Annotated in this window: 1 protein-coding gene; it reads right to left on the reverse strand. The window is 70.4% G+C overall.

Translation table 11 applies throughout. The features are described from left to right. On the reverse strand, positions 1 to 565 hold a 565-nt coding region (locus ACFQEU_RS17700; RefSeq protein ID WP_379784281.1), incomplete at both ends, for an ABC transporter permease.

Below are 565 nucleotides of genomic sequence, written 5' to 3' on the forward strand. Positions count from 1 at the left end.
GGTCGGGCGCGAGCGCGGCGAGCCCGACGGCGACGGCGACGACGAGCGTCGTCAGCGCGGTCATCAACGCGAGTATCGTCCCCACGTTGGCGACGGGCGTGCCGTTCGCTTCGAGCAACAACAGCCACAACAGCGCCTGGCCGGGCGCGATCGCGACTGCCGCCAGCGCCTTGCCGTCGAGGATCTCGCCGACCGTCACGGGCGCGACCCGGAGCAGCTCCATGGTTCCCTCGTCGATCTCCTCCGTGATCGAGTCGACGACGAGCGACCCGGAGATGAACACCGGGAGGAACACCAACACCGGGATCAGCACCGTGTACGTGAACGTGAGGTACGGGCTCGTTCCGCCGCCTTCGGGCAGGGCGAGCGGCGTCTCCGAGAGCGCCTCGGCGCGCGACTCGCGTTCGGCCCGCTCGTACGTCCGTAACAAGTCACGCAGCTGGACGACGATCACCGTCGTCTCCACGGTCGCGTCCGGCGCGACCGCGTCGACCGCGATCCCGCCGCGGTCGTCCGGGTTCGCTATCACGACCGGGTCGGCGGCGTTGCGGTCGAACGCCTCGCG

The organism is Halorubrum tibetense (assembly GCF_042661865.1).
Taxonomy (GTDB): Archaea; Halobacteriota; Halobacteria; order Halobacteriales; family Haloferacaceae; genus Halorubrum; species Halorubrum tibetense.